Origin of the sequence: Thiospirochaeta perfilievii (genome assembly GCF_008329945.1) — a bacterium.
GTDB classification, from domain to species: Bacteria; Spirochaetota; Spirochaetia; order DSM-2461; family DSM-2461; genus Thiospirochaeta; species Thiospirochaeta perfilievii.
Genome location: NZ_CP035807.1, coordinates 2,662,901 through 2,687,873 on the forward strand (window position 1 = coordinate 2,662,901; position 24,973 = coordinate 2,687,873).

General features: G+C 33.5%; 23 protein-coding genes. 12 read left to right on the forward strand and 11 right to left on the reverse strand.

The window, feature by feature from the left end:
- Positions 1–63 precede the first annotated feature (63 nt).
- A complete protein-coding gene (locus EW093_RS12270) occupies positions 64–1,587 on the forward strand; it encodes a DUF5312 family protein (protein ID WP_149568694.1) in 1,524 nt (507 codons plus the stop codon).
- Between the two features lie 2 nt (positions 1,588–1,589).
- Here the strand turns inward: EW093_RS12270 and hflX are convergent, their stop codons facing one another.
- The gene (gene hflX / locus EW093_RS12275; RefSeq protein ID WP_149568695.1) at positions 1,590–2,885 is read right to left on the reverse strand and encodes a GTPase HflX; all 1,296 of its coding nucleotides are present in this window, start codon (positions 2,883–2,885) and stop codon (positions 1,590–1,592) included.
- Between the two features lie 132 nt (positions 2,886–3,017).
- Here hflX and adhE point away from each other — a divergent pair, with 132 nt between their 5' ends.
- On the forward strand, positions 3,018–5,618 hold the full coding sequence (gene adhE / locus EW093_RS12280) for a bifunctional acetaldehyde-CoA/alcohol dehydrogenase (protein ID WP_149568696.1): 2,601 nt from the start codon (positions 3,018–3,020) through the stop codon (positions 5,616–5,618).
- Between the two features lie 37 nt (positions 5,619–5,655).
- Complete coding sequence (locus tag EW093_RS12285) at positions 5,656–6,396, forward strand: glucosaminidase domain-containing protein (RefSeq protein WP_149568697.1); 741 nt, start codon at positions 5,656–5,658, stop codon at positions 6,394–6,396.
- Between the two features lie 21 nt (positions 6,397–6,417).
- Here EW093_RS12285 and aroC read toward each other — a convergent pair whose 3' ends face one another.
- Both aroC and EW093_RS12295 read right to left on the reverse strand, forming a co-directional pair.
- Complete coding sequence (gene aroC, locus EW093_RS12290; RefSeq protein ID WP_149568698.1) at positions 6,418–7,476, reverse strand: chorismate synthase; 1,059 nt, start codon at positions 7,474–7,476, stop codon at positions 6,418–6,420.
- A 2-nt stretch (positions 7,477–7,478) separates the two neighbouring features.
- Complete coding sequence (locus EW093_RS12295) at positions 7,479–7,991, reverse strand: shikimate kinase (RefSeq protein WP_149568699.1); 513 nt, start codon at positions 7,989–7,991, stop codon at positions 7,479–7,481.
- Positions 7,992–8,086: 95 nt separating this feature from the next.
- On the opposite strand from EW093_RS12295, the gene EW093_RS12300 reads away from it, so the two are divergent.
- Complete coding sequence (locus tag EW093_RS12300) at positions 8,087–8,284, forward strand: hypothetical protein (protein ID WP_149568700.1); 198 nt, start codon at positions 8,087–8,089, stop codon at positions 8,282–8,284.
- Here EW093_RS12300 and EW093_RS12305 read toward each other — a convergent pair whose 3' ends face one another.
- Positions 8,285–10,306 (reverse strand): EAL domain-containing protein, encoded by a 2,022-nt coding sequence (locus EW093_RS12305; RefSeq protein WP_149568701.1) that lies wholly within the window; start codon positions 10,304–10,306, stop codon positions 8,285–8,287.
- Positions 10,307–10,400: 94 nt separating this feature from the next.
- On the opposite strand from EW093_RS12305, the gene EW093_RS12310 reads away from it, so the two are divergent.
- The 3 genes from EW093_RS12310 to EW093_RS12320 are packed head-to-tail and all read left to right on the forward strand — an operon-like array spanning position 10,401 to position 12,443.
- Positions 10,401–11,237 (forward strand): histidinol-phosphatase, encoded by an 837-nt coding sequence (locus EW093_RS12310; RefSeq protein WP_149568702.1) that lies wholly within the window; start codon positions 10,401–10,403, stop codon positions 11,235–11,237.
- Positions 11,230–11,511: a Dabb family protein gene (locus EW093_RS12315; protein ID WP_149568703.1), complete on the forward strand. Its 282-nt coding sequence runs from the start codon at positions 11,230–11,232 to the stop codon at positions 11,509–11,511. Before EW093_RS12310 ends, EW093_RS12315 begins: the two co-directional genes overlap by 8 nt.
- Positions 11,511–12,443 carry a tRNA-dihydrouridine synthase family protein gene (locus EW093_RS12320; protein WP_149568704.1) on the forward strand — a complete coding sequence of 311 codons (933 nt, stop codon included), beginning with the start codon at positions 11,511–11,513 and terminating at the stop codon, positions 12,441–12,443. The genes EW093_RS12315 and EW093_RS12320 overlap by 1 nt, the downstream gene beginning before the upstream one ends.
- Here the strand turns inward: EW093_RS12320 and murD are convergent.
- The 5 genes from murD to EW093_RS12345 are packed head-to-tail and all read right to left on the reverse strand — an operon-like array spanning position 12,413 to position 17,653.
- On the reverse strand, positions 12,413–13,774 hold the full coding sequence (gene murD, locus EW093_RS12325) for a UDP-N-acetylmuramoyl-L-alanine--D-glutamate ligase (protein WP_149568705.1): 1,362 nt from the start codon (positions 13,772–13,774) through the stop codon (positions 12,413–12,415). The genes EW093_RS12320 and murD overlap by 31 nt on opposite strands.
- Positions 13,768–15,129, reverse strand: a complete 1,362-nt coding sequence (locus EW093_RS12330) for a hypothetical protein (protein ID WP_149568706.1) — start codon at positions 15,127–15,129, stop codon at positions 13,768–13,770. The genes murD and EW093_RS12330 overlap by 7 nt, the downstream gene beginning before the upstream one ends.
- 8 nt (positions 15,130–15,137) lie before the next feature.
- Positions 15,138–15,950 (reverse strand): AmmeMemoRadiSam system protein B, encoded by an 813-nt coding sequence (gene amrB / locus EW093_RS12335; protein WP_149568707.1) that lies wholly within the window; start codon positions 15,948–15,950, stop codon positions 15,138–15,140.
- Between the two features lie 33 nt (positions 15,951–15,983).
- Positions 15,984–17,318 carry an NFACT RNA binding domain-containing protein gene (locus EW093_RS12340; protein WP_149568708.1) on the reverse strand — a complete coding sequence of 445 codons (1,335 nt, stop codon included), beginning with the start codon at positions 17,316–17,318 and terminating at the stop codon, positions 15,984–15,986.
- Positions 17,315–17,653 (reverse strand): hypothetical protein, encoded by a 339-nt coding sequence (locus EW093_RS12345; protein ID WP_149568709.1) that lies wholly within the window; start codon positions 17,651–17,653, stop codon positions 17,315–17,317. The genes EW093_RS12340 and EW093_RS12345 overlap by 4 nt, the downstream gene beginning before the upstream one ends.
- A gap of 92 nt (positions 17,654–17,745) precedes the next feature.
- On the opposite strand from EW093_RS12345, the gene EW093_RS12350 reads away from it, so the two are divergent.
- Positions 17,746–20,604, forward strand: coding sequence for a Glu/Leu/Phe/Val family dehydrogenase (locus EW093_RS12350; RefSeq protein WP_149568710.1), 2,859 nt, complete (start codon positions 17,746–17,748; stop codon positions 20,602–20,604).
- 25 nt (positions 20,605–20,629) lie between these two features.
- Positions 20,630–21,202: a hypothetical protein gene (locus tag EW093_RS12355; protein WP_149568711.1), complete on the forward strand. Its 573-nt coding sequence runs from the start codon at positions 20,630–20,632 to the stop codon at positions 21,200–21,202.
- Position 21,203: 1 nt separating this feature from the next.
- Here EW093_RS12355 and EW093_RS12360 read toward each other — a convergent pair whose 3' ends face one another.
- Positions 21,204–21,677: an Lrp/AsnC family transcriptional regulator gene (locus tag EW093_RS12360; RefSeq protein WP_149568712.1), complete on the reverse strand. Its 474-nt coding sequence runs from the start codon at positions 21,675–21,677 to the stop codon at positions 21,204–21,206.
- A gap of 123 nt (positions 21,678–21,800) precedes the next feature.
- Entirely contained in the window at positions 21,801–22,709 is a 909-nt protein-coding gene (locus EW093_RS12365; RefSeq protein ID WP_149568713.1) for an MBL fold metallo-hydrolase, read from the reverse strand.
- 89 nt (positions 22,710–22,798) lie between these two features.
- Here EW093_RS12365 and EW093_RS12370 point away from each other — a divergent pair, with 89 nt between their 5' ends.
- Genes EW093_RS12370 through EW093_RS17695 form a run of 3 tightly spaced genes read left to right on the forward strand, consistent with a single transcriptional unit; the run spans position 22,799 to position 24,971 of the window.
- Positions 22,799–23,800, forward strand: coding sequence for a LacI family DNA-binding transcriptional regulator (locus EW093_RS12370; protein ID WP_149568714.1), 1,002 nt, complete (start codon positions 22,799–22,801; stop codon positions 23,798–23,800).
- A gap of 29 nt (positions 23,801–23,829) precedes the next feature.
- On the forward strand, positions 23,830–24,465 hold the full coding sequence (locus tag EW093_RS17690) for a galactokinase family protein (RefSeq protein WP_246745033.1): 636 nt from the start codon (positions 23,830–23,832) through the stop codon (positions 24,463–24,465).
- A 38-nt stretch (positions 24,466–24,503) separates the two neighbouring features.
- Positions 24,504–24,971: a galactokinase gene (locus EW093_RS17695; RefSeq protein WP_246745034.1), complete on the forward strand. Its 468-nt coding sequence runs from the start codon at positions 24,504–24,506 to the stop codon at positions 24,969–24,971.
- Positions 24,972–24,973: the final 2 nt, after the last annotated feature.

Here is a 24,973-nt window from a genome sequence, read left to right on the forward strand (position 1 = left end):
AATGGTCTTTTATCCTGGTTATTTATCGTTGACACTTGCACTTTAATAGCATAAATTATAATAATGCTAGCTGATTTAATTGAAAAAATTATGACCCTAATAGGGGGGAAAGATGACCCTAACTCAAAGAATAAAAAACTCATAAAAGAGATAAAAAAAAGTCTTAAAAAGAGTAATAAACTATTTAATGTTAAAAAGGATGAGGTAACCTCTACATTAGCCCAGTTTTTTTATAATTTATATAAAATTGTAGGTCCTTTTAACGACATATTAAGTAATATTGACTCATCTAAAGCATTTAAACGTATGATTGTAGAGAGTTATATGTCTGAAAAGCAGTTAGAAGCTGTTGATAGACTTACTGGTGACGAGATTAATAAGAGGTTGTTATCCAGTAAAAACGTAAAGTTAACTGCCAGTCAGGTTCAGAAGGAGATAATAGGATTAGTTTCAAGTTTTTCTAGTGAGCTGACTAATCAGATTAATGAATCATACAATCTCCTCCTTATTTTTAGGGATTTATCATGTTTTAATTATTATTTCTTATTAAAAAAATTCGATTCTAGGCTTCCAAATTATGATTTTGTTTATAAACCTAGTTTTAGTGATATTAGTGCTAGTTACGTCTCGGAGGATTTAAAAGACTTTTTAGAAATTCTGCAAATTTTTAATGCAAGTAATAATTGGAAGGAAATTTTTGTAATATTAGAAAAGTATAGATCAAATATGAGTATTGATATTAAGAGCTGGAATAAGGTCTTAAGGTCAATACAGGATATTAAGAGTTCTAATATACTACTGAATATAGTAAAGGTTGTAGATGAGAATCCATACTACGAAGTTAAATCTACATATAATGACAACTCAATTGTTGAAGACTATATTAAAGTAATTCGAGATGATGCAGAAGAGGCTTTAAAGGGTGTATTAAAACAGAAAAAAGAGCAAGCAATTGGAAAGTATATTGAGATGATCTTTGGGGATGTGGGATCTGTCGAAAGAAATAAATACTATACAAAACACGCAAATATAACATACGAGAAAAAAGAGTTAGAGGGGTATACATATGTTGACCCTATTAACTATTTAAGGGCTTACTTTTTAGATTATTTTAAAACAGAAACTAAGCCTGTTATAGAGGTTCTATTAATCCAGGGACAGTGGGCCACCCATGTTACTAGCCAAGAGTTCTCTGAAGCTTTCCATAAAATTCAGGAATTTTTACCAAAAACAATAGAGTTGGATTCATCCTTAGCGGATGAGGAGCCTGTTGGTGCTAGGATAAAAACTATGTTAAGAAAATCTGGTAAGGATATGATTGCTAAAAATGCCCTAGATAGTGAGATAAAAACTGTTAATAAACAGGCTAAAATAATAGTTGAAGGTTCCGTTCAAAATCTAATAATTCTAGGTAATGTAATAAAGGCGATTTTAGAAGAGTTTAAAAGTGGTAAGGTAGAAGCCATTATTAACTGGAAAGAGTTACAAAACACCCAAGAGGAACCATTAGAAGAGATGATGTTAAGAACATATAAAAAGCTCTTCTATATGGTTCAACTGATACAGCAAACTTTAAAGGGTATATAGTTTTAAACTATATACTCTTTTAATTGACTCTTAATTTTATTTGATACTGATACGATAACTTCTATACCATTATCCATATACTCTTCTTTTAATACTGTTCCCTCTCTTTTAAGTAAGGCTATTATATCCCATCTATCTAAGGGTATTAGAAGTTTTATCTCAGAGTGGAGTTCTAAAAGTAGAGTGTTTACCCTCTCCCTTAGGTTATCTACACCCTCTCCTGTATATGTTGAAATTTTTACTGCATTTGGGAATTTGAGGAGATTTAATTCTTCAATAGACCCTTCTTTGAGGGCGTCAATTTTATTTAAAACTGTTATTATTTTTTTATCCTTAATCCCCAGGTCCTCTAGGACTTCAAGGGTTACAGTATGGTGATGCATTATATTTGGATTGGTTATATCTAATACATGAATTATAAAGTCAGCAAAGGCTGCCTCTTCAAGGGTCGATTTAAAGGCATCTACAAGGTCATGGGGTAGCTTTCTAATAAATCCTACTGTATCGGTTAATATAAACTCTCGACCACCTGGTAAAGATATCTTTCTAGAGGTTGGGTCTAGTGTCGCAAACAGTTTATCTTCGGCTAGAACATCACTACCTGTTAAAAAGTTCAATAGTGATGATTTCCCTGCATTTGTATATCCAACAATAGCTGCGGAAGGAACAGGACGTTCGGCCCTTTTTTTTCGCATTAGTTCCCTGGTTTTTTTTACCTCTTTAATCTCTTTTTTAAGTGAGGTTATGTATTTTAAAACCATTCTTCTATCACTCTCTAATTGGGTCTCCCCCTTACCTCTATTACCCTTTGCTCCACCTCTTTGTCTAGATAGATGGGTCCAGGCCCTTGTAAGCCGTGGTAGGGAGTACTCTAATCTTGCAAGTTGTACTTGGAGTGTTGCTTCCTTTGTATTTGCCCTATCTGCAAATATATCTAATATTACTTCCTGCCTATCAATAACAGTCATTCCAGCTTGTTCTTCAATATTACGTTGTTGTCTTGGTGATAATTCTGCATCAAAAATAATTAAATCTGCATTGATACTTTTTGCCTTTTCTACTAACTCTTCTAACTTTCCAGAACCTATAAATAGTTTTGGGTTAGGTTCCCTAATTATTGCTAATTCGGAATCGACAACATTAATACCCATTGTATCAACAAGGGATTTAAGCTCATCAAGATGCTCTTGGGCATCGATATCACTCTCCCCTCTCTCTCTTATTCCAACAAGGAAGGCTGCTTCGCACTTCTCTGATAATATATTTCCATTGTCTACTAATTCTAAATCACTACTCATATCTACATAATAAGTTATTAAAGGATATATATAAAGAGATTTGTATTGACATTTTTTTGAACTTTAGATAATTTTATATTGATAAATAAATATAGATTAAATAATATTGATATAATATATAGGAGAGAAGCTATGGAACAAAAGAAAAAAGCTACAATGAGTATTGGTGAATTGGATTCTGTCTTAGAGAGAGTAAGCGCTAGCCAGAAATTGTATAGTAACTACGATCAAAGCCAGGTGGATGAGATCTTTAGGGTTGCTTCTATTAGAGCAAATGAAAATAGAATCTCTCTAGCTAAAGCTGCAGCAACAGAGACAGGTATGGGGATAATGGAGGATAAGGTAATAAAAAATCACTTTGCCTCTGAGTTTATTTTTCATCAATATAAGGATGCTAAAACATGTGGAATTATAGAAGAGGATAAGGCTTATGGTATTAAAAAAATAGCTGAACCCTACGGTGTTATTTGTGCGATTATTCCAACAACAAATCCTACATCAACAGCAATTTTTAAGTGTTTAATAGCTCTTAAAACTAGAAATGCTGTGGTTATATCTCCCCATCCTAGGGCAAAAAATGCAACTATAGAAGCAGCTAGAATTATACGTGACGCAGCTGTTGAGGCAGGAGCACCAAAGGATTTAATTGGTTGGGTTACAGAGCCTTCTATGGAGTTATCTAACCATTTAATGACTCACCCAAAAATAAATCTGATTTTAGCTACCGGTGGACCTGGTATGGTTAAGGCTGCTTACTCATCTGGTAAACCTGCAATAGGTGTAGGGGCAGGGAACACTCCTGCTGTAATAGACGAGAGTGCGGATTTAAAAACAGCAGTTTCATCTATTTTATTAAGTAAAACCTTTGATAATGGAGTAATTTGTGCCTCTGAACAATCAGTAATTGCCCATAAAGATGTTTACAAAGCTGTTAAAGATGAGTTTAAGGCTAGGGGAGCCCATATATTATCTAAGGATGAGAAAGAGAAGGTTGGAAAGTTAATTCTTAATGAAAAGGGAATGATTAATCCAGCTATTGTTGGTCAATCAGCTTTTACAATTGCAAAACTTGCTGGGTTTGATGTTGATCCTAAAGCTAAAGTTTTAATTGGAGAGGTTTCAAAGACTGATGTTAGCGAACCTTTTGCCCATGAGAAGCTATCCCCAATTTTAGCTCTATATAGTGGTAAGGACTTTGATGAAATATTAGATAAAGGGCGACTTCTTATCGAGTTAGGTGGATTTGGACATACATCAGTATTATACACTGATTTAAGAAATCAAGACCGTATTAATGAGTTTGGTCATATTATGAAAACAGGTCGTGTACTAATAAATACCCCTGCATCCCAGGGTGCCATAGGTGACCTATACAACTTTAAATTAGCTCCATCTCTAACTCTTGGTTGTGGATCCTGGGGAGGAAACTCGGTTAGTGAAAATGTAGGTATTAAGCATCTTCTTAATATTAAAACAATAGCAGAGAGGAGAGAGAATATGTTATGGTTTAAGATTCCACCAAAAATTTATCATAAGCCTGGGTGTATGCCTTTAGCTTTAACAGAGCTTAAGGGTAAAAAAAGAGCTTTTATTGTAACGGATGTTGCACTTTATAAATTAGGATATGTTGAGCAGGTTACATCTGTATTAGAAGAAATGAATATCGACTGCGAGGTATTTTTTGATGTAGAACCTGATCCAACTATGTCTATGGTTAATAAGGGACTAGAGAGAATTAACTCATTTAAACCAGATACTATTGTGGCTTTAGGTGGTGGATCTCCTATGGATGCTGCAAAAATTATGTGGCTTTTATATGAACATCCAGAGGTTAAATTCGAGGGTCTTGCCCTAAGATTTATGGATATAGAGAAGAGAATTTACTCTTTCCCTGAAATGGGTAAAAAAGCAAATATGGTTGCAATCCCTACAACATCTGGTACAGGTTCCGAGGTTACTCCCTTTGCTGTTGTAACAGATGATAAAACTGGGATGAAGTACCCAATTGCTGACTACGCTTTAACACCAAACATTGCAATTATTGATTCTCAATTAGTTGAATCTATGCCTAAAGGGTTAACTGCTGCTTCAGGAATAGATGCTGTTACCCACTCATTAGAAGCTTTTGCATCTATTATGTCTACAGACTATACAAATGGTATCGCCCTAGAGTCTTTACGACTTCTTTTTAAATATTTACCTGATGCATATAAAAATGGTGCAGAGGATAAAAAGGCTAGGGAGAGGGTTCACAACGCATCAGCTATGGCTGGTATGGCTTTTAGTAATGCATTTTTAGGAATATGTCACTCTTTAGCCCATAAACTAGGAGCAGCTTTCCATATTCCCCATGGAATTGCCAATGCTATTTTAATTAACCATGTTATTAAGTTTAATGCTACAGATGTACCTACTAAACAGGGTGTTTTCTCCCAATATACACACCCTACTGCAAAGTCTAGATATGCAAAGATTGCAAACTATTTAGATTTAGGAGGTAAGGATAAGGATGAAAAAATAGCTAACTTATTAGAAGCAATTACTTCCCTTAAAAATAAATTAGATATTCCTAAATCTATTAAAGAGTGTGGAGTTAGTGAAGAAGAGTTCTTAAAAAGAGTTGATACATTATCTGAAGAGGCATTTGATGACCAATGTACAGGTGCCAACCCACGATTTCCTCTAATTTCTGAACTTAAACAGATCTACCTTGATGCTTACTACGGATTATAACTTGTTTTAAGTAGTAAAGTTAGATTAAAATAGGTTAATGATCAGAAAATTAGTGATACTCCATACATTGTTACTACTTGTTAGTACAATTTATGGAGTAAATGATAAAATTTATTCCCAGGGTAGTAGCTCTGTAGATACCCTAGCTCAATTTTTATCCCAAGGTAATGGGGCGTTAGGTGAGGAACTTGTATATGAATTTGCTACTATCTATATTGAAGAGTCTAAAATAGAGGGAATAAATTGGGATATAGCATTTGTTCAGATGTGTCTTGAAACTGGTTTTTTAAGATATGGTGGTTTAGTTGAGTCTGGACAAAATAACTTTTGTGGACTAGGCTCCTTTGATAACAAACAGGGAGCTAGTTTTCCCACTATTCGAGAGGGTGTTCGAGCCCATATTCAACATCTTAAGGCCTACTCATCCACAGAAGATTTAAATAGAGAGTTATTAGATCCTAGGTTCCACTTTGTAGAGCGTGGCTCTGCTTTAGATGTACATGACTTAACAGGAAGATGGGCAACAGATCCTAAATATGGAATAAAGTTAGTATCTCTACTACAAAGAGTATCTCTTATAGAGAGGACGCAGTTAGTATTAAATGCTGAGGTTCCAATGGGATATCAAGAAGTATCAGAGCCTAAAGTTATGGTTGTTTCTGATATAATTGAAGTTAAGCCTGTAATTAAAGATGTAGTTGAAACTGTATTTGAAGGTATTATTGATGAAAATATTGTGGAAGATGGGATAGAAGAGAAGGGAGGCTGGTTAAAATAACCCCCCTAATTTTTAACTATTTTACAAACTCATTTCTTTTTGAAGAAGTATTAAGTCCATTATAACTATTGCAGCCATTGCCTCAATTACTGGTACAATCCTAGGGCAAATACATGGATCATGTCGGCCAATGGTTACTATATCAGTCTCATTAAGTTCCTTATCTATTGTCTTTTGTTTTTGACTTATTGATGGTGTAGGTTTTATTGCCGCCCTAAATACAACTTCCTGTCCCGTTGATATTCCTGCTATAATTCCACCTGCATTATTGGTTAAAAAGCCGTTTTTATCCCTTTCATCATTTTGTTCCTTTCCTGTTAGTTCCGCACATGCAAAACCTGAACCAATCTCAAACCCTTTAACAGTTCCTAGGGACATAATTGCCTTAGCTAATTCTGCGTCTAACTTATTAAATACAGGTTCTCCTAATCCAGCTGGAAGATTGTTAATTCGGCACTCAACAACTCCTCCCATACTGTTATGGTCCTTAATAAGCTCTTTTAGTTTTACCATCATTTTATCTGCAGCTATTGGGTCAGGGGCTCTCATAGGATTTTTCTCTATCTCATCCCTATCATAGGTTTCGCACTTAATACCGCCTGCTGCTTTTGTATATGCATGAATATCAATATTCATACTACTTAAGAGTTGTTTTGCAACTGCACCCGCAGCTGTTCTTGCAGCTGTCTCCCTACCTGATGACCGACCACCACCTCTCCAGTCTCTATGCCCATTATATTTTGAGAAGTATGTCCAATCCCCATGTCCAGGTCTAAATTTATCAACAATATCCCCATAATCCTTACTCTTAGTATTCTCATTAAATAGTACTAGGGTTAAGGGAGTACCTGTTGTTTTACCTTGAAAGTAACCGGAAAGACACTTTATTTTGTCTCCCTCTTTTCTAGGGGTTGTTGCATCGGATTGTCCAGGCTTCCTTCTATCCATCTCAGCCTGAATTAAGTCTAAGGAGAGTTCAAACCCAGCAGGAACTCCATCGATTACTACTCCAAGAGCCTCACCATGGGACTCTCCAAACGTTGTTATTTTAAAAATACTTCCATAATTACTTCCTGGCAATTTTAACTCCTTAGTTGTTCCACTATTTTAGATGTTATCTCTTGTGGTGTTAAATTATCACCACTAACTTCCAATAAAGCCATACTTTTATATTTATAATTTCTACTTTTATATAGTTCTAAAAACTCATTTTTAGGGTCGTTGGATTTCAAAAAAGCTGGAACTCCATTTTTTATTATTCGGGAATAAACTGTATCAAAGGGTGTATTTATATATATGGAGTTTTTCAATTTTTTTAATATTTCGAAGGATTCAATATTATCACATATACCACCACCTGTAGCACAGATAAAACCGTGTTTTACTCCTTCTAGGTATTTTATAGCCCTGGTTTCAGCTTTTTGAAAAGCTTCTTTTCCATAGGTTTTATAAAAACTTCTTACATCCATATTTACAGAGTTTTCTATTATATCATCAAGGTCGTAAAAGTTAATATTTAACTCTTTCGCAAGTAGATTCCCAACACTACTTTTTCCACAATGTTTAATTCCAATAATGTAAAATCTACTATCCATATGCCATGTTAACCTATCGATTATTAACTTTCAATAAAGTGCGGAATAAAAAGAACCGATAATAGATACAAATATATTAAGAAAAAGAGGTGACTATGAGAAAATTTAAGGTGAAAGGATCTGAAAATTATCCTGAGATTTTAACAATCATGGAAGAAGCTGAAGATAGATTTATGGTATTACTTGAAAAGAGTAACGGTTATGGTATTGAATCAAGGGAAGAGGTACTAACTAAAGAGCTATTTGAATCATGTCTTAGGACTAACTATTTAACAGAAGTACAAACTGCCTAATTATAAAAGTAAATTTTGAATAGGAGTTGGTTTGGATATCGCATATCCCTGTATATAATCGACTCCTATATCTAGTAAAATCTCTCTTGTATTTTCATTTGTTACAAACTCTGCAACAGTTTTCATCTTCATTATATGACCAATATTATTAATAGATTCAACCATGGCTCTATGAATTGGTTCATTCTCTATATCCTTTATAAAGGATCCATCAATTTTTAGATTTTCAACTTCCATATCTTTTAAGTACGTAAAGTTTGAAAAACCACTTCCAAAATCATCAAGACTAAATGTACAACCAATTCTTCTTAAGCTTCTAATAAAATTTTGGGCTATCTCCATATTTTGTATTGTTGCAGTCTCTGTTATTTCAAAACAGAACAGTGTAGGAGGAACCTTATACTTCTGAAATATATTCTGTATATATACAGGGAGGCTTCTATCTAGAAGTGATGTTCCAGAGATGTTAACACATAAAATATAGTTGTAGGTATACTTTTTACTATCAAGAAGCTCCTTACAAAAAATAGCAGCTTTCTCTATTACTATCTTATCAATCTCTGGCATTAAACCATACTCTTCTGCCGAGGGGATAAAATCATTAGGTGATAAGATTTCTCCATTATCATCCTTTAATCTAACTAACAGCTCAATTTTTTTTGTATTACTTGCCTTAACCGACTGGATATCCTGGTAGTATAAAATAAACTGATCCTTTGTAATTGCATCTTTTAAACGATGAATCCATAACATCTGCCCACGTCTTTTATTATACTCATCACCTATATTGTCATATATCTCAACTTTACCACCACCTTTTTTTTTGGAGATTGCACATGCGTCATCTACAGCTGCAAAAAGGGAGTAGTGGTCTTTTATACTATTATTTATACTTACAATTCCATAACTACACATAATTGGGAACTCTTTCTCTCCCCATATAAAATCCTGTTTTGAGATTCTACGCTTAACAGAGGATGTAAAGTGTTTTATATCTGAAATGGAACTCTCCTTAAGTAGAATTCCAAATTCATCTCCACCTATTCGTCCCTTTATATATCTATTATTTGTATCAATTTCCTTAATTATATAGGCAATTTTTCTTAGGAGTTCATCACCAGCTATGTGACCACAGGTATCGTTAATTACCCTAAATTTATCCAGACTAATAACCAGTAATCCGTGGTGGCTCCCCTCATATTTAGCCAAAGTAATTAATTCATCTGCATAATTTATAAAACTTTTTCTATTTAATATTCCTGTTAATGGATCATGGGAGGATTGATAACTGATTCTTGAAAATAGATCTTTAATCTCGCCTACATCTTTTAAGGTTAAGACTTTTCCACGAAATTCACCCTGTATATTTCTGATTGAGGTTATACTTCCAGAAATATGTATATTTCTTTTAGTAACTCTATTGTATATTTCACCCTCAAAATTCCTATTCTCTTCACCCTTATCCTCAATATCTAAAATACCCTTTGTCTCTGATTTTAATTGAATAACCCGCTGGGAAAACATTCCAATGGCTGTTGTTGCTTCAACACCTACAATGTGTTGTGCTATTGGATTCATAAACTTTATTGATCCATGGTGGTCAATGGCAATAACTCCGTCTTTAGTAGTATGTAAAATCCCTCTAAACCATAAACTTTGTTCATTTTGTAAGTTTTTATACTCTATTAAACAGTGGATATTCTTTATAGATATTCTAACTTCATCAAAACACGATGGGGTGGCAATTAAACCTATAGGATCAATTGCTGTTATATCTAAACTATTTAATCTTTTATATGGATTAGTCTCAATTAATAGAATATCAATATTAAGCTCATTTTTAAAACTTAAAGCTGTCTGCTTATTATGGGCATCAGTTCCCATAATTATTAATTGTATTCCATTTTTTAGTAAATTTTGGTGATTTAATTCACCTGTAATAGGGCTGTATCCAATTCTCTTAAGATCTTCTAATAACAGAGATTCAACATCTTCTAAGAGATATATATTAAAGTTTATCATTATACCTAGTTTATTACATAAGTTGGGATGTTTAAAGATAAAGTAACAAATTATTACTATTGACCTATTATAATAAACTTTATTTAATTAAGTTATGAAAGTAAACTATCATACCCACTGTAATTATTGTGACGGTAAGGGAGAACCTAGAGAGTATGTCTTAGAGGCTATAAATAGGAGTTTTTCATCCCTTGGTTTCTCCTCCCACGCTCCACTTAAAGAAGAAAATGATTGGACTTTAAAAGATTATGATGTAGATAACTATCTTTTAGAGATTAAGAGATTAAAAGAGGAGTTTAAGAATTCCATAAACATATATGTTGGACTTGAAATTGACTTCTATCCGGATGAGAATAGGTTTGATTATTTTAATAAGTACAATTTAGACTACTCTATTGGCTCAGTTCATATGGTAAAACCTAAGGGTAGTAGTGTTTATTACAGCGTAGATGAGAGTCCGGAAATTTTTGAGTCTGTGTTAACTAATCTGTTTTCATCCTCTATTGAACTATTTACTAAGGAGTATTATACAACCCTTAGAAATATGATAATTCAAGGTGGGTTTGATATCCTAGGACATTTTGACCTTATTAAAAAGTTTAATAAGGGGTATAAATACTTTACAGAGGATGAACCCTGGTACAGAGAAGAGGTTTTTCAAACCTTAGATTTATTAGAGGATACTGATATAATTGTAGAAATGAACACCGGTGCTCTTTCCAGGGGAGTTCAAGATATCCCCTATCCTTCAAAATGGATATTAGAAGAGTGTTATAGGAGAAATATTAAAGTCTGTTTAAATAGTGATGTTCATGCACCTAATAACATTGAGTGTTATTTTAATGAATCATTGGATATTTTAAGGAGTTGTGGTTTTAAGGAGCTACACACACCCTTTGAAGTTATAGATATTAGGAGGAAAAATGGTTAAACATGTAGTTATGTGGAGACTCAAAAACAAGGAAGATGGAGTTTTTATAAGAGAAGAGATTCTCTCTCTAGAGGGGAAGATTCCGGGGCTTGTATCAATAGAGGCTGGTCTGGATTTTAACCAAAGTGGAGCAGCATACGATCTTGTTCTTATATCAACCCATATTGATAGAGAGGCCTTAGCTATTTATCAAGATCATCCTGAACACGTAAGAGTAAAAAATATTATTGTACCCCTAGTTGGTGATAGAGGTGTTGTGGATTTTGATATTTAATGGGTAATAAATTAGTTTTAGCACCAATAAAAGGTTATACGGACCCTATTTGGCGTAGTTGTTATTTTGAGCATTTTACAGGAATTGATAAGGTCGTTACACCATTTTTACTACTATCTGAGCATAATGAGGCTAAAAAGAGTTATTTTCCACGTTTTTTACCAGAATTAGGCTCGGATATTGAGGTTGTTCCCCAATACTTAGTTAAGAATCCTGATACTATAATATACTCCTCAAAAATTATGGCTAGCCTAGGGGTTAAAGAGTTTAACCTAAATATGGGTTGCCCAGCACCTGCTATATACAAAAAAGGACGAGGTTCAGGGTTATTAGAAAATCTAGACAGCGTAAAACATATTTTAGACTCTGTAGTTGGAAATATCCCTGGAGATTTTACAGTTAAGATAAGAACAGGGATTGTTGATAGCAGTCTGGTTAAACCAATATTAGATATTTTAAATGAATACACTCTTAAAGAGGTTATTGTACACCCTAGATATTCAAGGCAATTATATGGTGGTAGTCCCGATATGGAAGCTTTTAAATATGTCTATGATAACTCAACTAATCCTGTTAGCTACAATGGAGATATCTACTCCCTTGGCGATTTTAAAAGAGTATCTACTGAGTTCCCCAGGGTTAGTTCTTGGATGTTAGGTCGGGGAGTATTACAAAATCCATACCTACCTATTGAGATTAAAACAGGAAAGGTAGTTGATCAAAATATTAGAAAAGAGGGGATTATAAACTTTATATCGGACTTTAGATCCAGATTAAAAGGTAGTTATGACAAGGAAGGAATTGCTGCAAATAGAGTAAAAGCTTGTTTAATCTATATTGCAGCCTATTATAATAATTCCCCCCAGTTTATTACTAAAATAAAACAGAGTAGGAACCTAGATCAGATACTTGATATGATCTTTTTAAACTGATCTCCTCTGTGAAATTCATTATTAAACATTCCAAAGGATGTGGCCCCAGGGGAGAATAATATATTGTCTCCTGGTTCTAGTCTATTTTTAATATCATCAATTAATAACTCTAGGGATGGATATGGTCCAAAATATGGAATATTCTCCCTTTCTAGTACCTTAATCATTTTATCAGTACCACTTCCCTCTAAAAGATGTATTGTTTTTGGCTTTTTAAAGGCCTCTTTTATGGATTCAAAGTTAAGTTCCTTATCTGTTCCACCACTAATTAATCTTATTGGTTCTTTAAAGCTGTTTATTGCAGCTACCACAGCTTCGGGGATTGTTGCTGCCGAGTCATTATAGAATTTTAAACTGTCTTTTTCTAAAAACAGCTCCATTCTATGGGGGATGCCCCTAAACTCAGAGAGAGATTCCTTAATAACTTTTGTCTCTAAACCATATCTCTTTAAAATTAAAGCGGCTAAAAGAAGGTTTTCCCTTTGATGTTCACCTTTTAAAGTTTGTTCCCTATCTAGGATAATCTCCTGCTTCCCCTCTATCTGTAACCACCCCTGTTTCATATCGTCTAAAAAAGCACAGTTAATTCTTTTAGGTAGTAGTCTGTTGGAAAAATATAGTGGTTCCTTACTTAATTTGTTTTTAAAAAAATCCCTGTATGAATCGTTATAGTTTAATATAATATCCTGGGTTGCATTTTCAAATATTACAGCCTTATCGTCGGCGTAATCATCTAGACTATTATATGCATTTTGGTGGTCGTTCATAATATTTGTAATTGCGCAAATCTGAGGTTTAAGACACCCCTTTCCCCTAAGGTCAGCTAACTGCCAGGAGGATAACTCTAAAACTACAGGGGTTGTTGAGTCTACTTCATTTATAAAAGTAAGGGGAGATACTGTTATATTTCCACCTAGTTGCGTCCTGGGATCAATCTTTTTTAAAACATGATAAATAGCGGATACAGTGCTAGATTTGCCCTTACTCCCAGTTATAGCTATTATTGGGCACTCTACACTTTTAAGAAAAATTGATATATCACTCTCTACTCTTTTTGCTAGTTTAAGGAATTTAGAAGTTGTAGGTACCCCTGGATTTTTAATAACAATATCTGCATTTATAAAATCATCATCAATATGTTCTCCAAGGGTGTATTTTATATTGTAATCCCTAAGCTGGAGGAGGGTAGGTTCTAAAACCGCCTTAGATCTTAGATCTGTTATTGTTAATAATGCCCCTTTTTCTAGAAAGTATTTAGCTGATGCTAATCCACCTCCATGTAGACCAAGACCCATTATTGTGACCTTTTTACCTCTATAAAACTCTACCATACTCGATCACTTCTCTCAGAGATTGTCTCTATATTCGCTATTTCATATGAGTATTTTGTCTCGTTTAGTGTAAAAATCTCCACTCTAATTATTTTATACACATCTAAAACAACATCGTTAGAAAGATCATCACTCTCCTCAGCCTGGGTATACCACTTCTCATAGGAAGCCTGATAAACATTGTTTTCTAACATTTTAATTTTAAGATTATATATACCATAAACATCTTTTCCATCTCTATTTTCATCAGGAAGTGCTAACCACTGACTAGGAGATAGTATAGTTGATGTAGGATCGGTTTGTGTTCTCATTTTTGTTGTAACATATAGGGTTGAAATTTCTGTTGAGTCATTGTTCCTTACTCCCTTAGCTAATACATCGTCAATTAGCTCGGGATTTAGGGTTTGGAAGCTTTCAAAATAGGTTTCAACTACCTGGGAAGCAGAAAATCCCGCTGTTAAAGGGGGCTTAAGCGCATTTGCTATAATAGTTCCAAAAAATATAATTAATAATAGAGATGTTATACTCCCCCCAACTATTAGACCTTTATATTTTATAACAAAAGATCTTCTTTTTTCCCATAATAGAAGTCTCTTTTCCTTCTGTTTGTTAAGAGCCTCTTCCTGGGTATAGTCCCCATCCTCTCTGTAAATACCCTCAGTTGTAATACTCTGGAGTCTATTTTTAAGGGTCTGGAGATCTAGACTATTCTCTATATCTAGTAACTCATTTATTAAGTCATTTAGCCTATCGGAGATCTTTACATCCCTCCACCTAGCTTCTACTAACTTTTTTCGACGCATTTTATCCCTTAAATCTTCAACATCGTTGTAGGTTATTGGGTAACTTTTAGTAGTGGATTGAAATAGTAATATTCCAATGGAGTATAATATAGCCTTTTCACCCTTTAAATCTGGGTGCCTATAGAGTGATACATCTGACAATTTTTTATCTAAGGACTCCCTGTTATTTATAAACTCAATTATAGCTGGAGGGAATATTACAAAATCATTATTACTATTTGAATAGATCATATTTGATGAAAACTCAGGTAGTGTAACTCCATCTATTTTTAGTTTTAATAAAAAGTCTACAAGTTTCTCTATACTACTTATATCAAAATCATCCTTAAATACCTGATTTAAACTACTATCCATTTCTGAATTATAAATAATTACATTCCCATCAACCTCGGTTATATGAGGTAGTTTAAATGTTTCCATCTTATCTGAGTTAAATATAAAGCCATTATCACGTCTTCTTTCAGAGAAATCTGTACCAGCTGTTCCCTTATTAGAAATACCAATATTCAGACCTAAAACATCTAATTCTTCAATTTTTTTAACAATTTTCATTTTATCTCCTAGGACATCGAAAAAGATAGGGTAGCATAGAATGTAGCCTTATCACCTGATAGAGGTGTTTTAGGTGTAAGCCCCTCTTTTAATATCCTTATTTTATTATAATTACCGTTAAGTATTAGGGATGCTATAGCTCCTGAGCCACATGTTTTCAATTTATTGGTTCTAGTAAGTTCCACTAAATCCCCCATCTTACCATCCTGTATAAGACTTAATGCTAGCTCTCCATATTTTAAACTCTCTTTCTCATTTTCAAAATCACTAAAATTAGAGCTTATAATTATTAGGGTATTCTCGTCCTCTATCTCTTTAATTATATTAGCTAGGTTACGAACTAAAGATACTACTGTTTTTCCTAAAAGAATAGGAACAATTTTAGCCTTTGGATATAGGTGGTTAATAAATGGTAATACCACTTCGATTCCATGTTCTTCCATATGAGGGGTATTAGATTTAACTATTTTTTTACCAACTCTTTGAATAATCTTTATCGCATCTAGGTCTACCTTTATGCTGTTAGAGCCTATTTTGAAGTACTCTGCTTCAGGTATTGTAATGCTATTAGAGAACTCTCTATGTACATTGGAAATAATAATAACCCTGCTATACTCTTTTTTCTTTAAAGAGTTAAAACCGGTTGCTATATAATCTCCACTATAGTCGTAACCACCATGGGGAACAACAATACAGTTAGAGTCCAATGTTTCTTGGCTGTTTTTTTTAAGTAATTCATCTATTTTATTCTTTAAATCACTACTATTTTCTGGATAAAAAAGACCCTCTACAATAGGCTCTCTAGTTTTAGTATATTTCATATAACTATAGTATAATATATTTTTAAAGTTGGGTTAAGCTTTAAGGGTTTCAAGTCGTTCTTTATCAAGTTTTACAAAGATATTTTTATCATTTGATGGTATAACCTCTCCAGGCTTCCCTTTTTTTATTTTCCTTAGATTCTTAACCTGGGTATACATAATATCCCCCTTACCATTGTTTTTTGCCTTACTATAGAAAAGGGCCAAAATTCCAGCGTCTAATATTACTTCCAGCGGGAAGGTTATATTTCTTCTACTTTTTATAAAAACATAACCTCCTGGGTAGTCTCTAGCGTGTAGCCACATATCGTTACCCTTTACATACTTTCGTAAAAGGATTTCATTCTCCTTTGCATTTCTTCCAACAAGGAACTCCCATTTTTTTGAAGTGTAGTATAACCCTGGTCTTTTAACTAATGGTTTACGACTTATAACCTCTTCTTTAACTGGTTCCTGTTTATTTATATCAATTAGTTCTTTTTTTATATCAACTATCTGTTTTTGTACAACTTCTAAACCAGAGAGGGCTTTTTTGTATTTTTTGTAATAGAGATCGCTATTTTTACTTGGCTCAAGACTTGGATCAATTTTTATTTCAATCTCCTCTCCATCTCTATAGTCTGTAGCTACTAATCTTGTATCGCCTTTTTTTATTTTATATATATTAGATACGATAAGGTCTGCAATGTTTTTATATCTTTGAGGATTTTGATACTTTTTTTCTAGGGCAACTGCTCTTTTAAGCTGATTGTTTAGTTCCTTCTCCCTCTTTTCTCTAAATTGGAGTAACCTTTTTTCCTCATCAATTTTTATATCATTTTTTATTAAAGTATAATACTCATCTTCTATAAAACTATTATATGTAGGAAAGTTGTGGTTCCTCAATTTATAATCCTTCTCCTTAGGAGAGCCTGTAGGAGGGATAAAAAACTCATTTGGCAGTTCCTTGCTCTTTCTACTTTTTTTATGTAAATGGAGGATTCTACTCTCTCTATCTGTTATTATAATATTAGAGTGTCCACCCCATAGACGGATATATATATAGTATTTAATACTCTCCTTAGATATTAAAATCTGGATAACCCTATTATTATTAATTTGTAACAGGCTCTCGACTCTTCCTCCAATAAGGTAGGCCTTAATAAACTCTACTAAGTTGTGTGGTTTACCTAATTTTTTTTGTTTAATTGTAGAAAGGTGTATCCTACTATATTTACCAGTAGATACTACAATCTCTAGTGGAGAATTTGTTTTATAAAATCCAAACAGGAAGGTGTCGTAATCTAATGGGGCAATTTTTTGAAAATAGGAACCAACTAAATCGATCTCTGACACTATCTTCTGGATTTCAATATAGTTAAGACTCATAATCCCTCCTTCAGGGATAAAAGAAATATGGATATAAAGAGTAGAAGGTTTATCATAGGAAATAGAAATGGTTTTAAGTAGACAACCCTTTTATTAAAGTTTGATATTAGGATAGTTAATACCGGGGCCCAAATTAGCAGTAAGTAGATATAATTATCAACTACAGTTGTTGCAACTATTAGTGTAGGAATTAACAGTGTTATAGATAGGGTTTTGGCTGCTTTATCAATAAATTGTGGTGTAAATTCCCTTTTATAGTAGAAAATTGCCCTAAAAAAAAAGACTGTATGGGATAGTAGTAGCAGGGATGATAAGGGTAAAAATAGTAAATCCATGGCCAATAATACTTCTCAATGTAAAAATAATCAATTTTATTTTACGATTTTAGTATTTAGGCTTACACTTAAATAATATAAGGAGTCGCCCTATGATAAAAAGAGAGCTTCGTCAAAAAATTGGTTTAATTTTAGAAAATGACTACAAGATGGATATTGGAACAGCGGATAAGATTTTAGAGATGTTCTTTAGCCAAGACTATATGCCTAGGTGGTACTTTTATAGTAACTCTCCTAATACAATTGCAAGACACATATTTTTGTATACCCAACTTTTAAATGCTAATAGCCGTTACCTAGAGGATGTTGATGATAATGGAAAAACAATAACATACTTTGTAAATGTAGGGCGGGATACCCCGGGCAGATTAGAGAGATTAATTGAAGAGAATCTAGATATGAATATTGGGTCTTTTGATGCAGAGTATACAAGAAGTGGTATATCTATTGTCTCAATTACTAAGAGGGGGCGGAGTGACTTTAAAGTTCCTGAAGAGTTATGGTTAAGTATTAAGGACATGCTTAAATCAGGGGAGAAGTTATCAAAGGATAGAGGTTTTAAGTATGGTTTAGACTTTTTAAATAGTATTCAATTAGACTATTTAACAGAAGAGGTTACAGCCCACTCTCCAGGTGTTAGACTTTTTAGACATATGAACTACTACGAAATGGCTAGAGCCAGTGATTCTCTTGTTGTTTATAAGGATTTTGCTGCAAAAAAAATTGGTGATAAAAAAGAAGATGAGGATGAGAAGAGATTAGCTCTAATAATAAAGAACCCTGTGGATACTTGGGTTATTACTATGTTAAAAGAGATTGAAAAGTTTGATATTAGTATGAATAGAGTCTATTACGATTTAATAGACGGGGATGAAAGCGTTGGAATTCTCTCGATATATATGGACCCATTAAGTGATATAGAGGAGCTAACTAAAAGTATAAATAGTGTTGAAGTGTCTACAAAGAATGATGGGGATAATAGGACAGAGTTTAAGGAGAGAATTGATACCATTATCCGAGCCTTAACGACCCTTGATTCTAAGGAGCAGGATTTTAAAAATGCTGTAGAGAGCCTTGCCCTTTTATGTAAAGATAATAGTGATATAAATAAGGATGGTGAGTATAACAACTTCTACTTAAATTCCGTATCAGACTTTTTTAAAGCTGCACAGTTTCTTGGGGTTTCAGAGAATATGGAGATCCTCTCCCTACTGTTAGGTTACGAAACACTTGATGAGTTTTTTGTATCCTGTAGGCAAGATGATAAAACAAAAAACAAGCCTGGATTTAGAGCAAAACACAATAGTGCCCGGGGACCAAGTAAGGGTGGATTAAGAATTGACTCTATAGTTAGGTACGATGAGGTTGCTGCCCTTAGCTTTATGATGACATGGAAGTGTGCAAGGTCTAAAATACTTTTTGGTGGAGGAAAGGGAGGCTTAAAATTAAACCCTAGGGATTTTTCAGAGAATAAGATGGACTTCTTTGATACTCTTTCAAATTTTGGTAGATCAATATTTGCAGTTACTGGACCTACAAAGGATGTTCCTGCAGGTGATGTAGGGTGTGGAGCAAAGGAGATAGGCCATCTATTTGAAGGTTTTAAATCTGCCCTTAGGGATCTATCCCTATTAGCCTATGGAGTTAAAAAAGGTGTAGCTCTTATAGGAAATAATTTAATTTCCGTTGAAGAGGCTAGAAGAATTTTATATGAGAACTTTGATATAGACTACTTAGACCGGGATGTTTTAAAGGAGTTATCCACAACAGAGAAGTATCTTAATTTAGTTACAGCAGCCCAAATTACAGGTAAACCTAAAATGGGGATTGAGGCTAGAACCGGGGCTACAGGACGGGGACTCTGTTACAGTATTTTGCAGACTGTTACAAATTTATACCTAGATGGTAAGTGGGAAGCCTCTACAGCTCTAACACCTAAGGAGATTGAGTTACTCTGTTTATTACAATCAATAAACGAAAACAAATTAATAGAGTCAGATCCAAAACCACTAATTTCCACTGATCAGTGGAGTATTTTAGAGACTGAAATATATCCTAAGTTATTTAGAGGTAAAAGAGTTATAGTTCAAGGATCTGGTAAGGTTGGAAGTTCAATTATGAGTGAGTTAAACAAGTATGGTGTTAACTTAGTTGGAGTCGCCGATGCCGGGGGAGCAATCCTTGGAGATAATCTAGACCTTAGTGAGATATTAAAAGAGGTAAGTGGAAGTAACAGATCGATAATTGAGTGTAAAAACGGGGTTAAAAAGCAGATTTTAGGACCTAGGGAGGGTAGTGTCATTTTAACAGAGGTTTGCGACATTCTAATTCCTGCAGCCCTTGAGAATGCTATAACCCAAAATAATGCCTATAATATTAAAGCTTTGGTTGTTGCCTGTGGTTCTAATGGTCCATGTACGTCTAAGGCTGAGGAGATTTTAAACTCTAAAAACATAACTGTAATATATGACTTTTTAGCAAATGGAGCTGGAGTTACCGCCTCCTATTTTGAGTGGCTTAGAAATTTAAATGATAGATTTAAGTATGAGGCAGAAGCGATTAAAAAAGTTGAGTACTCCCTAGATATTATGGATAAATATATTATGCCAGAGTTTAGTGAGAGAATTAAAAGAATTTTAATCGAGGAAGAGGGGGCATGGACAACAAGAGAGTGGAATTTACTTCTAAGGGATATTATATTCTCTGAAATAAACGAAGACTACACCTTTAGTGCCAATAATGGAGTTTCTATGAAAACGGCTGGATTTGTTAATAGTAGTTTAAGGGTTTTAACAGCAACTATTATAAAGATGGATAGTGCCCAAAGAGATGTTATATGGAAGAACATTCCAAATAAGAGTAAAAAATTATTAAGGAGTTATTTTGATCATCCAGAGACAGAACTTTTCTCTGATAATATGGATGAAATTAAAAAGGAACTTTTTTCTTAATGGATCTATGTGATATACTTTCTATATGAATAGAATTTTACTACTAGCTTTATGTTTTTTCCCCTTATATGTTTTTTCCCAGGAAGTCCTAGAAAAAAGAGTTGTTTTTGATGATATCATCTACGATCCTTTTTTCTACGCTACTATAGAGGATAACCAGGGGTTAGAATTTAAGGTTTCCAGGATATCTTTTTTTGATGAGTATAACGATAAGAAATTTTTCTTTTGGGTTAGACGAAACTCTGGACTTTATAGTGTTAGTTTTAAAAATATAAAAAGAATAAGCTTTAACGAGGATGACTTTGCAGATAATGAGTATAGAGGTTTTACAAAAGCTACCTTAGAGCTTGTTACAGGGGAGAGTTATACTATCTACTTAAAGACTACAGGTGTTATATCCGGTTATGATGAAGAGTTTGCATCCCCAGTTACTTTCTATCTTCATTACAACTTAATTAGAAGTATAGAGTTTAGGCATGTTGGGGAGTATAAAATTTGTCCCTTCTGTGGAACGATCTATTTTGATATAGAAAAAGATGATTGTCTGTATGATAAAACCCCTTTAATAAAAGGAGTTTTATCAGAATCACAGAGATAAGTTATACTTCCTCAGGAAGTGTAATTTTTGTTTTGTTGATAATTGGTTTTAATACAAATTTTGTAGAGCATCTCTCAATCCCTGGAATTTTAGATAACTCTTCAAAACTAAAACGATCAAAGTCCTTAATATCTTTAACTCTTACCTTTAATAGATAGTCTCGGTCTCCAGATATTCTATAACAATCCTCTACCTCTTCAAGTTCAACAATTGCTCTATTAAACTGTTCTACCTGTTCAGTAGTATGTTTAGTTAATGATAACTCTACAAATGCTATTGTATCTTTATCAACAGATTTTGGATTGATCTGTGCTACGTAGTTACTAAGAACCCCTCTACTCTCAAGTTTTCGAACTCTTTCAAGTGTTGTTGCGGGAGCTAATCCTACTCTTTTTGCCAGTTCATTGTTTGTAATTGAACAATCATCCTGTAAAATATTTAATATTTTTCTATTAATTTTGTCTAGATTTTCCACAATATCTCTCCATATCTATTCTATAATGGTCTTATTTTTTTTAGTCATACCAAACTCAAGAAGGGCTACATTTTAATTGTAATATATAGCATGGTCAATAGGAAATTTGTTAAATAGATCTATTTATCTATTTTTCCACAAGATTAAGCCCATAGAGTTTAGTTTAATATCAATTTCAAAGAGTTTAAGAATATTCTCACTGCTAAGTTTTATTCCAAAGTTACTACACTCATTTATATAGTATTGGCCTAATCTTAGCTCTAGATTTTCTGTATTAAATTTAACAAGATCTACATAGTCATCTAAACGTTTTTTAATTTGGTACTCAACATCTTTAGGTGAATCAGAGAATCCATAGTGGGTAAAAAAGAGTAATTTAGGATTAAAAGCCATCATCTTATCTATCGATTCAACCATTTTATCATACTCAAATGCTGTGGGAGTTGTTGTTGGTTGATAAAATCTTCTACCCTCTATATTTAGTTCTGGATATGTAAGTCCAAAACTGTCCCCTGTAAATATACCATTAGAAATACTGTCATATATAGATATATGATGTCGGGCATGACCTGGGGTAAAAATTGTTGTTAACTCTCTACCTCCAATGTTAAATACCTGATTATCACTACAGGAGATAATCCTACTTTGATCAACTGGAGTAATAACCCCATAATCCTTTTTTACAACCTCTTCACCATAAACAGCATTAGCCCCAAGAATTAATTTAGTTGGGTCAACCATATGTTTTGCACCACTTGGTTGCACTACTAATTTTGCCCTAGGTAGCTCTTTTAAAAGTGTTCCTGCTCCACCGGCATGATCTAAATGTATGTGGGTAATAAAAAGATATTTAACAGACTCTTTTGGTATATTAAGCTCTTCTAATCTTTTTAATATTGTTGGAACAGCATGGGATGTACTCACTTCTATAATGGCAACTTCATTGTTACTATTTAATATATAGGTTCCGGCAAACTTATCTCTAATAAGTTCTGAATCTACTAGATCTATCTGAAATTTTGATAACAACATTTTCAAATTATAGCATATCCTCACTTGACAATGGAATATTTTGTGATAATATTTATTTATAGAAAACCTTTTCTATTAAATGGAGTAATATGAAAAAAGCTACTATACAGGATGTTGCAAAAAGATCTGGAGTATCTATTACCACTGTCTCTAGGGTTATTAATAAAAACTACCCAGTTAAGGAATCTACCCGAATAAAAGTTGAAAAAGCCATTGAATATTTGAATTTTAAGCCTAATCTTTTAGCTAAAGGGCTCATACAGAATTATACTAAAACAATAGGTATTTTAACTCCTTCAATAGAAAACCTTTTCTTTTCTGAGGTTATAAAAGGGATTGATAGTGTAATTAGGCCCCTAGGATATACAACTTTTTTATGTCATACAGAGGGTTGTGATAAAAGCGAGATCGAGATGCTAAACAGTCTAATAGATAGGCAGGTAGATGGGATAATAATGATTGACCCAAGAAAAGAGAATATTCTGTCTGGTAAATTAGAGAAGATTTCATCTACAACTCCCTTAGTATTAATTAACGGGTATTCAGATGGGATTAAGTGTAACTATGTAATAAATGATGCTGTCTCCGGGGTAAATGAAGCTTTAAACTATCTGTTTAATAATAATTGTAGAGATATTGCCCTACTAAGAGGGGGTAAGAGTTACTCCTATGATATAAAAGAAGTTGTTTATAATAACTTTATAAGTGATAAAAACCTTAATAAAAGAGTTTTAAAAATAGATGATGGTAACGATTTAAACGCTGTTAATTCATCTAAGCAGTTGGTATTAGAAGCGTTAAAGTCTAATAATAAACCTAGAGCTATTCTCTGTTGTAATGACTGGATGGCTATAGGAGCTTTAAATGCAGCTAAGGATGCAGGAGTGCCTGTTCCCGATAAACTAAGGATAATTGGATTTGATAATACTATTATTTCTCAAATATCCAGTCCAGCTCTTTCAACTGTTGATCAACAAATGACAAAGTTAGGGCAGTTAGCTGCCCAAAGAATATATAGGATTATGAGTAATGAAGATAATGAAAACCAGAAGATCTATCTTGAAACAAAGTTAGTTTTAAGAGAGTCCTAGGTAAGGGGGATAGTTATGGAAAAAAAGAGATGATAAATGAGTTTAAGAGAGTGTTTGGTCCAGAAGGTGAAATTATTGAGTTTTTTTCACCAGGAAGGGTTAATCTTATTGGTGAGCATATAGATTATAATGGTGGTTTTGTATTCCCATGCGCCCTGGATTTTGGGACATATGCCGCTGTTAGGTTAAGAAGTGATAACAGGATTAGTTTTGCTACATTAAATTTTGAGAAAAGAGTAGAGATCGTTTTAGATAGTGTTGAGTATAAAGAAGAGGATGATTGGACTAACTACCCTAAGGGTGTTATTAAGGAGTTTTTAAACCAAGGTTTTGATATAAAAGGTTTTGACGTTTTATATTATGGTAACATTCCCAATGGTTCCGGGTTATCATCTTCAGCTTCCTTAGAGGTTTTAACTGGAGTAATAGTTAATGATCTCTTTAATTGTAATAAATCAATGATAGATATTGTTTTAATGAGTCAATCGGCTGAAAATAATTTTGTAGGTGTTAATTGTGGAGTTATGGATCAGTTTGCCGTTGGTATGGGAAAAAAAGATAATGCTATTTTATTAGACTGTAACACATTAGAGTATGAGTATGTTCCTTTAGTATTAGAGGGTGTTAAGATTGTTATTGGAAATACTAAAAAAGACGTGGTTTAGCAGACTCTAAATACAATGAGAGAAGATCTCAATGCGATATGGCTGTAGAAGCCTTAAATAGTAGACTGGATTTAAGATACTTATGCGAATTAGATACTGAAACATTTGAATTAAATAAGACCCTAATTAAAGATGATATTTGTAGAGATAGGGCAGAGCATGTTGTCTATGAAAATATTCGGACAATTAAGGCTAAAAATGCTCTTAAAGATGGAGATATTTATGAGTTTGGTCTACTTATGAACCAGAGTCATGATTCACTACGAGATCTTTATGAAGTAACAGGTAAAGAGCTTGATATTATGGTTGAAGAGGCTAGGAAAATACCTGGGACCATTGGGTCTAGAATGACTGGAGCAGGTTTTGGTGGTTGTACAGTAAGTTTAGTTAAAGAGGATTTTGTTGAAAGCTTTATTAAAGAAGTTGGTGATAATTATGAGAAAAGAACTGGGCTTAAACCAGAATTTTATGTTGCTGGCGTAGGTCAGGGTGCAGGAAGAGTATAGGA

What these genes read in the sequence shown, in the direction of transcription:
- EW093_RS12270 (WP_149568694.1), top strand. Translation starts at nt 64, where the DNA reads ATGCTAGCTGATTTAATTGAAAAAATTATGACCCTAATAGGGGGGAAA.
- hflX (WP_149568695.1), bottom strand. Translation starts at nt 2,885, where the DNA reads ATGAGTAGTGATTTAGAATTAGTAGACAATGGAAATATATTATCAGAG.
- adhE (WP_149568696.1), top strand. Translation starts at nt 3,018, where the DNA reads ATGGAACAAAAGAAAAAAGCTACAATGAGTATTGGTGAATTGGATTCT.
- EW093_RS12285 (WP_149568697.1), top strand. Translation starts at nt 5,656, where the DNA reads ATGATCAGAAAATTAGTGATACTCCATACATTGTTACTACTTGTTAGT.
- EW093_RS12295 (WP_149568699.1), bottom strand. Translation starts at nt 7,991, where the DNA reads ATGGATAGTAGATTTTACATTATTGGAATTAAACATTGTGGAAAAAGT.
- EW093_RS12300 (WP_149568700.1), top strand. Translation starts at nt 8,087, where the DNA reads ATGAGAAAATTTAAGGTGAAAGGATCTGAAAATTATCCTGAGATTTTA.
- EW093_RS12305 (WP_149568701.1), bottom strand. Translation starts at nt 10,306, where the DNA reads ATGATAAACTTTAATATATATCTCTTAGAAGATGTTGAATCTCTGTTA.
- EW093_RS12310 (WP_149568702.1), top strand. Translation starts at nt 10,401, where the DNA reads ATGAAAGTAAACTATCATACCCACTGTAATTATTGTGACGGTAAGGGA.
- EW093_RS12315 (WP_149568703.1), top strand. Translation starts at nt 11,230, where the DNA reads ATGGTTAAACATGTAGTTATGTGGAGACTCAAAAACAAGGAAGATGGA.
- EW093_RS12320 (WP_149568704.1), top strand. Translation starts at nt 11,511, where the DNA reads ATGGGTAATAAATTAGTTTTAGCACCAATAAAAGGTTATACGGACCCT.
- murD (WP_149568705.1), bottom strand. Translation starts at nt 13,774, where the DNA reads ATGGTAGAGTTTTATAGAGGTAAAAAGGTCACAATAATGGGTCTTGGT.
- EW093_RS12330 (WP_149568706.1), bottom strand. Translation starts at nt 15,129, where the DNA reads ATGAAAATTGTTAAAAAAATTGAAGAATTAGATGTTTTAGGTCTGAAT.
- amrB (WP_149568707.1), bottom strand. Translation starts at nt 15,950, where the DNA reads ATGAAATATACTAAAACTAGAGAGCCTATTGTAGAGGGTCTTTTTTAT.
- EW093_RS12340 (WP_149568708.1), bottom strand. Translation starts at nt 17,318, where the DNA reads ATGAGTCTTAACTATATTGAAATCCAGAAGATAGTGTCAGAGATCGAT.
- EW093_RS12345 (WP_149568709.1), bottom strand. Translation starts at nt 17,653, where the DNA reads ATGGATTTACTATTTTTACCCTTATCATCCCTGCTACTACTATCCCAT.
- EW093_RS12350 (WP_149568710.1), top strand. Translation starts at nt 17,746, where the DNA reads ATGATAAAAAGAGAGCTTCGTCAAAAAATTGGTTTAATTTTAGAAAAT.
- EW093_RS12355 (WP_149568711.1), top strand. Translation starts at nt 20,630, where the DNA reads ATGAATAGAATTTTACTACTAGCTTTATGTTTTTTCCCCTTATATGTT.
- EW093_RS12365 (WP_149568713.1), bottom strand. Translation starts at nt 22,709, where the DNA reads ATGTTGTTATCAAAATTTCAGATAGATCTAGTAGATTCAGAACTTATT.
- EW093_RS12370 (WP_149568714.1), top strand. Translation starts at nt 22,799, where the DNA reads ATGAAAAAAGCTACTATACAGGATGTTGCAAAAAGATCTGGAGTATCT.
- EW093_RS17690 (WP_246745033.1), top strand. Translation starts at nt 23,830, where the DNA reads ATGATAAATGAGTTTAAGAGAGTGTTTGGTCCAGAAGGTGAAATTATT.
- EW093_RS17695 (WP_246745034.1), top strand. Translation starts at nt 24,504, where the DNA reads ATGGCTGTAGAAGCCTTAAATAGTAGACTGGATTTAAGATACTTATGC.